This window comes from Frankia sp. CoBUL1 (assembly GCF_978021245.1).
Window position 1 is genome coordinate 29,002 of the sequence record NZ_CDXDOS010000007.1, and the last position, 10,773, is coordinate 39,774.

At 70.3% G+C, this 10,773-nt stretch carries 8 protein-coding genes; 4 read left to right on the plus strand and 4 right to left on the minus strand.

Features of this window, described 5'->3' with window-relative positions; all coding sequences use genetic code 11:
* From AC08OX_RS01810 to AC08OX_RS01820, 3 genes are all read left to right on the plus strand, one after another.
* Positions 1-796: glutamate ABC transporter substrate-binding protein (locus tag AC08OX_RS01810; protein ID WP_476606190.1), on the plus strand; the 796-nt coding region annotated here is incomplete at its 5' end.
* A gap of 203 nt (positions 797-999) precedes the next feature.
* Positions 1,000-1,620: an amino acid ABC transporter permease gene (locus AC08OX_RS01815; RefSeq protein ID WP_476606200.1), complete on the plus strand. Its 621-nt coding sequence runs from the start codon at positions 1,000-1,002 to the stop codon at positions 1,618-1,620.
* Positions 1,617-2,498 carry an amino acid ABC transporter permease gene (locus AC08OX_RS01820; RefSeq protein WP_476606191.1) on the plus strand — a complete coding sequence of 294 codons (882 nt, stop codon included), beginning with the start codon at positions 1,617-1,619 and terminating at the stop codon, positions 2,496-2,498. Before AC08OX_RS01815 ends, AC08OX_RS01820 begins: the two co-directional genes overlap by 4 nt.
* Here the strand turns inward: AC08OX_RS01820 and rny are convergent.
* The 4 genes from rny to AC08OX_RS01840 all read right to left on the minus strand — a co-directional run bounded on the left by rny (position 2,444) and on the right by AC08OX_RS01840 (position 6,737).
* The gene (rny, locus tag AC08OX_RS01825) at positions 2,444-4,384 is read right to left on the minus strand and encodes a ribonuclease Y (protein ID WP_476606192.1); all 1,941 of its coding nucleotides are present in this window, start codon (positions 4,382-4,384) and stop codon (positions 2,444-2,446) included. The two genes, AC08OX_RS01820 and rny, sit on opposite strands and share 55 nt — an antisense overlap.
* A 343-nt stretch (positions 4,385-4,727) precedes the next feature.
* The gene (gene recX / locus AC08OX_RS01830; protein ID WP_476606193.1) at positions 4,728-5,336 is read right to left on the minus strand and encodes a recombination regulator RecX; all 609 of its coding nucleotides are present in this window, start codon (positions 5,334-5,336) and stop codon (positions 4,728-4,730) included.
* 3 nt (positions 5,337-5,339) lie between these two features.
* Positions 5,340-6,377: a recombinase RecA gene (recA, locus tag AC08OX_RS01835; RefSeq protein WP_476606194.1), complete on the minus strand. Its 1,038-nt coding sequence runs from the start codon at positions 6,375-6,377 to the stop codon at positions 5,340-5,342.
* Positions 6,378-6,542: 165 nt separating this feature from the next.
* Positions 6,543-6,737, minus strand: a complete 195-nt coding sequence (locus AC08OX_RS01840) for a DUF3046 domain-containing protein (protein WP_011437904.1) — start codon at positions 6,735-6,737, stop codon at positions 6,543-6,545.
* Between the two features lie 155 nt (positions 6,738-6,892).
* Here AC08OX_RS01840 and AC08OX_RS01845 point away from each other — a divergent pair.
* On the plus strand, positions 6,893-10,773 hold a 3,881-nt coding region (locus AC08OX_RS01845), incomplete at its 3' end, for an Lhr family ATP-dependent helicase (protein WP_476606195.1).

Here is a 10,773-nt window from a genome sequence, read left to right on the forward strand (position 1 = left end):
CGATGACACCTCGACACCCACCCCCTCGGTGACCTTCACCGCCGGCACCACCATGGCCCGGCTGCACGACGCCGGAAAGATCACCATCGGGACGAAGTTCGACCAGAACCTGTTCGGGCTGAAGAACCTCAGCGGCCAGCCCGAGGGCTTCGACGTCGAGATCTCGAAGATCGTCACGGATGCCCTGGGCATCCCGCGCGACAAGGTCTCCTACGTGGAGACAGTGTCGGCCAACCGTGAACCCTTCATCCAGCAGGGCCGGGTCGACCTCGTGGTGGCCACCTACACAATCAACGACAAACGAAAGAAGGTCGTCGACTTCGCGGGGCCGTACTACGTCTCCGGCCAGTCCATCATGGTCGCGAAGAACAACACCGACATCACCGGCAAGGACACCCTTGCCGGCAAGAAGGTGTGCTCGGTCAGCGGATCCACGCCGGCCGAGAACATCCGCCGGGTGGCGCCCACCGCCCAGCTCGTGCTGTTCGATGTGTACAGCAAGTGCGCCGACGCGTTGAAGAACGGCCAGGTCGACGCGGTCACCACGGACAAGGGCATCCTGCTGGGTCTCGTCGACAAGGACCCTGACGCCTTCAAGGTGGTGGGTGGCACCTTCACGAAGGAGCCCTACGGCATCGGCCTCAAGAAGGGTGACGACGCGTTCCGGAACTTCATCAACGACACGCTCGAGGCCGCTTACAAGGACGGGCGCTGGGAGAAGGCGTACACCTCGACCCTCGGCAAGGTGGAGCCGACCGTGCCCACTCCCCCGGCCGTCGACCGGTACACGTCCTGATCCGCTCCGCGGGTCGAGGGCCGTTGAGCGGCGGCCGTTGACCGGTAGCAGGTGATCGATATCAGGTGACCGGCACCGGCTGAACGGCATCCGCCGATCATCGCTCGGGGCACGACCGGTCGGCCTCACCCGCGCCGACCGGTCGTCCACCCGCCACCGCATGAGGGAGGACAACGATCGACGCCGTCATCGACAACCTCGACATCTTCGCCGAGGGCTTCCGCCGGACGGTCGGGCTAAGCCTGGTCGCGTCCGTGGCGGCGCTGATCCTCGGTACCGTCCTCGCGGCGATGCGGGTCTCCCCCGTGCCCCCGCTGCGCTGGACCGGCACCGCCTACGTGCAGACGGTCCGCAACACCCCGCTGACCGTCGTGTTCTTCTTCGTGGTGTTCGTCCTGCCACAGCTGGACATCGTCTTCTCGTATTTCACGTTCGCGGTGGTCGCGCTCTCGATTTATCACGCCGCGCTGGTCTGCGAGGCGGTGCGTTCCGGGATCAATGGGATCGAGCTCGGTCAGGCCGAAGCGGCTCGTGCGCTGGGCCTGACCTTCTCCCAGACACTACGAATGATCATTCTTCCGCAGGCGTTCCGCAACGTGCTGCAACCGCTGGGCAGCGTGGTGAGCGCACTGATCCGCAACACCTCGATCGCCGCGGCGTTCGGCGTCCAAGAGCTGACCGGCATGGTCCAACGGCTCACGACCGCCAATCCGGACGCGGTGATCGCCGTGCTGCTCGGCGGCGTGGTGGCATACTTGATCCTCACCGTGGTGCTGGCAGCCGGGCTGTCCCTGGCCGAACGACGGGTGGCGAGGGCGCAATGAGCGCCGAGATCATCCTGGCCGATCCACCGGGTCCGCGTGGTCGGCGTCGCATCCTGCTCGCGAGCGTGGTGGCCGCCGCTGTCCTCGTCGGGCTGGTCACGCTGGCGGTGCTCCGCCTCGCCGACTCTGGCCAGCTCGACGGCAAGCGCTGGAGTGTCTTCGTCGATCAGCCGGCGCTGCGCACCCTGCTGTGGAACGGGCTGCTCGACACGCTGCGCGCCGCGCTGACCGCGATGCTGTTCGCCTCGGCGGTGGGGACCCTGCTTGCCCTGGCCCGGCTGTCCCGGCGCCGGACGGTACGCATCCCGGCCACGCTGCTGGTGGAGCTGTTCCGCAGCCTGCCCGTCCTGATGCTCATCCTGTTCGCCTACCTCGGTCTGCCGGCGCTCGGCTGGCGGCTCTCGGCGTTCTGGGCCCTGGTCATCGGGCTGACCGCCTACAACGGGGCGGTGCTCAGCGAGATCTTCCGCGCCGGGATCCAGTCGGTCGACCGGGGGCAGACGGAGGCCGCGGCGGCGGCCGGGCTGCGGCCGGTCCAGATCTTCCGCCTCATCCAGTTTCCCCAGGCGATCCGGCGGATGAGCCCGACGCTGGTGAGCCAGCTGGTGACGTTGCTCAAGGACACCTCGCTGGGCTACGTCATCGCCTACAGCGAGCTGCTGCGGTCGGGGCGCGGGGCGGTCGAGTATCTGGGCAGCAGGTACGCCCTGCCCATTTACACCTTCATGGCGGTGATGTACATCGTCACCAACGGGCTGCTGTCGCTGCTGGCCCGATGGCTGGACCGCCGTCAGGACCGCCGCCTCGGCGGCCGCGTCCCGGCTCAGCGGGCGGTGCCCACCGCACGGGTCTCGCGCACGACGGTCACCCGGATCTGACCCGGATAGGTGAGCTCCTCCTCGATCTGCCTGGCGACGTCCCGGGCGAGCAGATGGGCGGCGAGATCGTCGATCTCCTCGGGCACTACCATGACACGCACCTCCCGGCCGGCCTGCATGGCGAACACCTTGTCGACACCCGGACGGTCACCGGCGATCTGCTCGATGCGCTCGAGCCGTTTCACATACGACTCCAGGCTGTCGCGGCGGGCGCCAGGCCGGCCACCGGAGATCTGGTCGGCGGCCTGGGTCAGCACCGCGCAGATCGAGCGGGGTGCGACCTCGTTGTGATGGGCCTCGATCGCGTGCACGACCTCCTCGTCCTCACCGTAGCGACGGGCCACATCCGCCCCGATCAACGCGTGAGAGCCCTCGATCTCGTGGGTGAGCGCCTTGCCGAGGTCGTGCAGCAGAGCCGCTCGTTTCGCGAGTGGAAGCGGCATGCGCAGCTCGGCGGCCATGATTCCGGCGAGGTGGGCGCTTTCGATCAGGTGCGCGAGCACGTTCTGGCCGTAGCTGGTTCGGTAACGCAACTGGCCCAGCAGGTTAACCAGCTCGGGGTGCATCTCGGAGATGCCGGTCTCGAGCAGGGCGTCCTCGCCCGCCCGCACGCACCGCTCGGCCACCTCGATCTGGGCGCGGGCGTACTCCTCCTCGATGCGGTGCGGATGGATCCGGCCGTCGGACACCAGAGCCGCCAGCGTGATGCGACCGACCTCGCGACGCACCGGATCGAAGCAGCTCAGCAGCACCGCCTCGGGCGTGTCGTCGATGAGCACGTTGACCCCGGTGACGGACTCGAAAGCCCGGATGTTGCGCCCCTCCCGCCCGATGATCCTGCCCTTCATCTCATCGCCGGGAAGATGCAGGACCGTCACGACGGACTCGGTGGTCTGGTCGGACGCGACCCGTTGGATGGCGGTGGTCACGATCCTGCGGGCGCGTTCCTCACCCTCCTCCTCGGCCCAGGCCTCGATCTCGCGGACCGTCAGCGCCGCCTCCCGCCGGGCCTCCTGCTCGATGACGGCGATCAGCTCTCCCCTGGCCTGCCCGGCGGTGAGCCCGGCCACCTGCTCCAGCGCGGCATGACGGGCACGTTCGAGGTCGGCCACCTCGGCTGTCCGACGGGTCAGGTCGTTCTCCCGGTCGAGCAGATCGCGGTCGCGGTCCGCCAGCCGGCAACCATGATCGTCGAGGCTGGCCATCCGGTCCTCGACGCGCTGTTCCCGGGCGGCTATCGCAGCCTCCCGGCTCTGTAGTTCCGTCCGCCAGGCCTGCTGCTCACCGTCGAACGCCACCCGAGCCGCGGCGATCTCGGTCCGGGCGGCCTCCTGCTCGACGCGGACGGACTCTCTCGCCGCGGCCTGGACCCGCGAGGTTTCGACCGCCGCCTCGGCGAGCATCCGCTCGCGCAGTAGGGCGACATCCTCCTCGCCGCGCCGCCGGATCTCGGCGGCATCCCGCTCAGCCCGCGCCAACCGTTCCGCCGCCTCCCGTTCGGCTCGGGCCACAATCTGCGCCGCCTCCTCCGCGCTACCACCATGAGCCGCGCGGAGGCCGCCGTCAGAGCGACCGGCGGTCACGGCCGAACCCCCGGTCCGCGCGGCGGTGCCGTCCCGATCGGCGGGTGAGTCGGCGTCCGTCGTGGCCGGAGCACCGGAACCCTCCCGGAGGGCGGGCAGGACGCGGACCGTCGGCTCCTCGTCAAAGTCCGCCGGACCCGTCACGTCCCCGGCGCCCCGGGCGGCCGGGGTTCGGGGCACCACCGGAGCGGGGGCGGGTATCTTGTCGACCCGGGTCGCCCGGACCAACCGCGCCACGGCGAGGATCAGAACGCTCAGGACGACAAGTACGAGTGACAACAGGACGACGAGGACGCCCTCCATCGCTGCTCCCTCCGCTTCCGTCGGACCCGCACAGGCGGGCTGGAGCGGCGAAGGACCCTCGTCTCGGCACGATCACAGCCGTAGAGGGGCAGCACGCGGATTACGCCATTGCGATATGGAGCCCGGACGGCCTCCCGAACCGGCCAATCCAACGTCGACCGGCCGGCGGGCATACCGCCTTCGAGCACCCACGCGCAGCGGCTGCCTCCGTGTGAGTTGGACGAGCTATCAAGACCGCGTCGCCGCGGGAGTCCTGTCACCTTTCAAGAAAGACTAGGTCTCGCACAATCCCTGGTCAAGAAATAAGGGCACATTGACGACCCAGACTCAATCTCCCCACCACTCACACCGAGCCGTCGTCTTCGCCGCCATCGACCACCCAGCCCATCCGACCTCCGTCGGCGAGCCCCTGAGCGACCTGCTCGCTCACGACCCGGACCGCCAGTTCGACCGGATAGCCCTTTCGGGTCAGCATGGCGAGAAGCCTTCGGGTACGAACCTGCTCGGGCAGGCGGTCCATCGACCGCAGCCGACGAAGGACGAGCTCGCGGGCGCTCTCCTCCTCGTCGTCCGCTCCGACCACCGCCATGGCGGCCTCGACGGTCTCCGGATCTACTCCCCGCTTACGCAGCTCTGTGGCCAGGGCCTGCCTACCCAGCCCACGACGGGCCCGGGCGGAGGAGACGAAGGCGGCAGCGAAGGCCTCGTCGTCGATTAGACCGACGGCGGCCAACCGGTCGAGGACCACAGCGACGATCTCATCGGTGACCCCCCGTCGCCGCATGGTCGCCGCAAGCTCCGCTCGGCTCCTCGCTCTGGTCGCCAGCTGATGCAGACAGATCTCCCGCGCGACCGAGATCGGATCATTCGGCCGCGGCCCCCCGTCCACCACGACCGCCGTCCGGGCGAACGACGGACCGGCGGCGGCATTCCCCGGATCTGCTCCTGCCATCGGTTACAGATCGACCGGAACGGGCACCACGGCATCGGATTCGAGACTGGGCAGGATGCCGAGCTTCTCCTTGATCTTCTTTTCGATCTCGTTGGCCAGATCGGGGTTGTCCCGCAGAAACGACCGGGCGTTCTCCTTGCCCTGGCCGAGCTGATCGCCGTCGTAAGTGTACCAGGCACCGGACTTACGAATAATGCCGTGCTCGACACCCATGTCGATCAGGGAACCCTCCCGACTGATACCGCCTCCGTAGACGATGTCGAATTCGGCGGTCCGAAACGGCGGCGCCACCTTGTTCTTCACCACCTTGACGCGGGTCCGGTTACCCACGGCCTCCGTGCCGTCCTTGAGGGTTTCGATACGACGGACATCGAGGCGCACCGACGCATAGAACTTCAGTGCCTTACCACCGGTCGTGGTCTCCGGGGAGCCGAACATCACCCCAATCTTCTCGCGCAACTGGTTGATGAAGATCGCGGTCGTGCCGGAGTTCGCCAGCGCCGCGGTCATCTTGCGCAGGGCCTGGGACATCAGGCGGGCCTGGAGGCCGACGTGGCTGTCCCCCATCTCGCCCTCGATCTCGGCCCTCGGGACCAGCGCGGCCACCGAGTCGATGACAATGATGTCCAGCGCGCCAGACCGGACGAGCATGTCCGCGATCTCCAACGCCTGCTCGCCGGTATCCGGCTGGGAGACCAGCAGACCGTCGGTGTCGACGCCGAGCTTTCCCGCGTACTCGGGGTCAAGCGCGTGCTCGGCGTCGATGAACGCCGCGATACCACCGGCCGCCTGCGCGTTCGCCACCGCGTGCAGGGCGACGGTCGTCTTCCCGGACGACTCCGGGCCGTAGATCTCAATGATGCGCCCCCGCGGCAGCCCGCCGATGCCGAGCGCGACATCCAGAGCAATCGAACCGGTGGGAATGGCCTGGACCGGCGGCCTGGTGTCGTCCCCCAACCGCATGACCGATCCCTTGCCGAACTGCTTGTCGATCTGCGCCAAGGCATTATCCAACGCCTTCTCACGGTCGAGTCCTGCCATTGGAGTTACTCCATGCTGAGGTCGTCGAGTCTTGGCCACGAGGATGACGTTAGGCCGTGGGTCCGACAGTTTCGAGAGTCGAGGATGATCTGTGGACAAGTAGCCGCACGGGACGACTCTAGACGAACATGCGTTCGATGACCCGACGACACGCCGGACGCTGGCTCAGCGCTCCCGCGCCGGCACGTCGAACTCCTCGCACACGGCCCGCCAGACGGTCTTGGCATCGTCACCACGGGCCAAGGCCACCTCGACCGTCGCGCCACCGAGACCGGGCAGCACATGATCACGCGCAAACGACTCCGCGTACGCGGAACCGAACCGTGTGTTCATCTTCGCCCAGAACTCGGTCAACCGCACTTCGCCAGTGTGCACCGTCCGGACGGGACGGGACCACCCAAGGGGGTCCTGGTCGGGGATCCCCACCGGGGGTCCCCGGTGGGGATCCCCGGTGGCGGAAGCACGGTCGCGGGAAGCACGACCGGGTCGAGGCCGGGCCCCACGGCGGGCCCGGCATGAACCACACCGGCGGAAGGTTGTCGGTCCCTCGACGCAGACTGGTCAACGTGCCCAGCTTCGCTTCCCCCGATCCACCGGATCCGCTCACGGCGTTCTCCGCCCCGACCCGGAGCTGGTTCGGCGCGGCCTTCACCGCCGCGACCCCCGCCCAGCGGGGCGCGTGGGAGGCGATTCGCACCGGCGGCAACGCGCTGGTCGTCGCACCCACGGGTTCGGGGAAGACGCTGGCCGCCTTCCTGTGGTCGCTGGACACCCTGGCCCGCTCGGCGCCGCCGGCCGAGCCCACCCGGCGCTGCCGGGTGCTGTACGTCAGCCCACTCAAGGCGCTGGCCGTCGACGTCGAGCGGAACCTGCGGGCACCGCTCGCGGGGATACGCTCCGCCGCGCAACGGCTCGGTCTGCCCCAGCCGGACGTGACCGTGGGTCTGCGGTCGGGCGACACCCCCGCCGCCGAACGACGCGGTTTCGGCACCCGGCCCCCCGACGTCCTGATCACCACCCCGGAGTCGCTCTTCCTCATCCTCACCAGTGCCGCGCGGGAGTCGCTGCGCGGCGTCCGGACAGTGATCGTCGACGAGGTCCACGCGGTGGCGGGCACCAAGCGCGGCGCCCACCTCACGCTGAGCCTGGAGCGTCTGGACGCTCTGCTGGACACCCCGGCCCAGCGGATCGGCCTGTCCGCCACGGTGCGGCCGGTCGAGGAGGTCGCCCGGTTCCTGGGCGGAACGGCCCCGGTGGCGGTAGTCCGCCCGCCCGCGGCCAAGACCCTCCAGATCGACGTCGTGGTGCCGGTCGAGGACATGACCCAGCTCGGCGGACAGCTCCTCGACGGGTCCCCGGACGGCTCGGCGGCCTCCGCCCCGCACCGAGCGTCGATCTGGCCGGCGGTCGAGCAGCGTGTCCTCGACTTGGTGTTGGCTCATTCCGCCAGCATCGTCTTCGCCAACTCGCGCCGGCTCGCGGAGCGGCTCTGCGCCCGGCTGAACGAGCTGTATGCCGAGCGGCTCGCCGCGGCCACCGCCGCGGACGAATCCGTGGCCGGGGACGGGCCGGGGGAAGCCGGCCGGACGTCCCCCGCGGCGTTGATGGGCGCCTCGGGCCAAGGCGGCGGCACGGCGGGCTGGCCGGAGATCGCGCGGGCCCACCACGGCAGCGTGAGCCGCGAGCAACGGGCCGGAATCGAGGAGGATCTCAAGGCTGGCCGGCTGCCCGCGGTCGTCGCGACCTCCAGCCTGGAACTCGGCATCGACATGGGAGCCGTCGACCTGGTCGTGCAGATCGGGTCCCCGCCGAGTGTCGCCGCCGGGATGCAGCGCACCGGCCGCGCGGGCCACCAGGTCGGCGCCGCCAGTCGCGGCGTCATCATCCCGAAGCATCGCAGCGACCTGCTCGAATGTGCCGTGGTCGCCGAGCGGATGCGCTCGGGGGCGATCGAGCGGCTGCGGTACCCGCGCAACCCCCTCGACGTGCTGGCGCAGCAGATCGTGGCAATGACGGCGATGGAGGACTGGCACGTTGACGAGCTCGGCGCGCTGGTCCGGGGCACCGCGACGTTCGCGACGCTGCCGACCTCCGCCTTCGAGGCGGTCCTGGACATGCTCGCCGGCCGCTACCCCTCCGGCACGTTCGCCGAGCTGCGCCCCCGCATCACCTGGGACCGCGTCACCGGGATCCTCACCGCCCGCCCGGGCGCCCAGCGGCTCGCCGTGACCAGCGGAGGCACCATTCCCGACCGGGGCATGTTCGGCGTCTTCCTCGTCGGGGAGCGCTCCAGCCGGGTCGGGGAACTCGACGAGGAGATGGTCTACGAGTCGCGGGTCGGCGACGTGGTGCTCCTCGGCTCATCCAGCTGGCGCATCGAGGAGATCACCGCCGACCGGGTCCTGGTGACGCCGGCTCCGGGACGGCCCGGCCGGCTCCCCTTCTGGCATGGCGACGCCCCAGGCCGACCCGCCGAACTCGGCCGCGCGCTCGGCGCGTTCCTGCGCGAGATCACCAGGTTGCCAGCGCAGGCGGCGGCCGACCGCGTCCGGGCCGCCGGCCTCGACGATCGGGCCACCGCCAACCTGCTGCGCTACCTCGCCGAGCAGAAGGCGGCCGTCGGCCGTCTCGGTGACGATCGGACGATCGTCGTGGAGCGTTTCCGGGACGAGATAGGCGACTGGCGCCTAGCGGTGCACTCCCCGTTCGGTGCTCCGGTGAACGCGCCCTGGGCGCTCGCCCTGGGCGCCCGGCTGCGCGAGCGGTACGGGGTCGACGTCCAGATCATGCACACCGACGACGGCATCGTCGCCCGGATCCCGGATGCCGCCGAGCCGCCCGGCGCCGATCTCGCGCTGTTCGAGCCGGACGAGATCGACGCGATCGTACGGGCGGAGATCGGGAGCAGCGCCCTGTTCGCCAGCCGGTTCCGCGAGTGTGCCGGGCGGGCCCTGCTGCTGCCCCGCCGGACCCCGGGGCGGCGGACCCCGCTGTGGCAGCAGCGCCAGCGCAGCGCAGCGCTGCTGTCCGTCGCAGCGACGTTCGCCAGCTTCCCCGTCGTGCTGGAGACCATGCGAGAGTGCCTGCAGGACGTGTTCGACGTTCCGGCGCTCGCGGAGCTGATGCGCGAGGTGTCGGCCCGCACGCTGCGGGTGGTGGAGGTGGAGACGCCGTCCCCGTCTCCGTTCGCCTCCGCCCTGCTGTTCGGCTACGTCGCCGCCTTCATGTACGACGGGGACGTACCGCTGGCCGAACGCCGGGCGCAGGTGCTGTCGCTGGACAGCTCCTTGCTGGCCGAGCTCCTCGGCGAGGCGGACCTGCGGGAGCTGATCGATCCAGCGGCGCTCACGCAGGTCGCCGCCCAGCTCACACGGCTCGCCCCGGACCGCCACGCCCGCGATGTCGAGGGAGTGGCCGACCTGCTGCGAATGCTCGGTGACCTCACGACCGAGGAGGCGGTCGCCCGGGGTGCCACCCCGGGCTGGCTCGCCGAGCTCGAACAGACCCGCCGGGCCCTGCGGGTCCGTATCGCCGGCGAGGAGCGGTGGGTCGCGATCAAGGACGCCGGCCGGCTGCGCGATGCCCTGGGCGTACCGCTACCGGTGGGAGTTCCCGACGCCTTCACCGAACCGGTGCGTGACCCTCTCGGAGACCTGATCTCCCGCTATGCCCGTACCCATGGACCGTTCGACACCGAGGAACCGGCCGCCCGGCTGGGGCTGGGCACGGCGGTGGTCGCCGGTGTCCTAGACGGGCTGGTCCGCAGCGGCCGCCTCGTCCGCGGTGAGCTGCATCCCGACCGCGGCGGTGAGCAGTGGTGCGACGCGGGCGTGCTGCGGGCGCTGCGACGACGCAGCCTGGCCGCCCTGCGCAAGGAGGTCGAGGCGGTGCCGCCCCGGGCCCTCGGTGCCTTCCTGCCGGCCTGGCAGTCGGTCACCAGCGGACGTGGCCGGGGGGTGGACGGTGTGCTGCGCGCCGTCGAGCAGCTGCAGGGCGCGCTGATCCCGGCAAGCGCGTGGGAACAGCTCGTTCTCCCGGCCCGCGTCGCCGACTACTCACCGACGATGCTCGACGAGCTGTGCTCCGCCGGCGAGGTGCACTGGGCTGGCGCCGGCGGGCTGCCCGGGGACGACGGCTGGTTGACCCTGGTCCTCGCCGACACCGCGCCCCTGCTGCTGCCTCCGCCCGACCCGGAGATCGCCTCGGGTCCGCTGCACACCGCGATTCTCGGCGCGCTCACCGGCGGGGCGGCCCTGTTCTTCCGGGCGCTGTCCGACCGGATGGGCTCGCTCGACGACACGGCGCTCGCCACCGCGCTCTGGGATCTCGTCTGGGCGGGGCGGGTAACCAACGACACCCTCGCCCCGCTGCGTGCCCTGCTGGGTTCCGCCGGCCG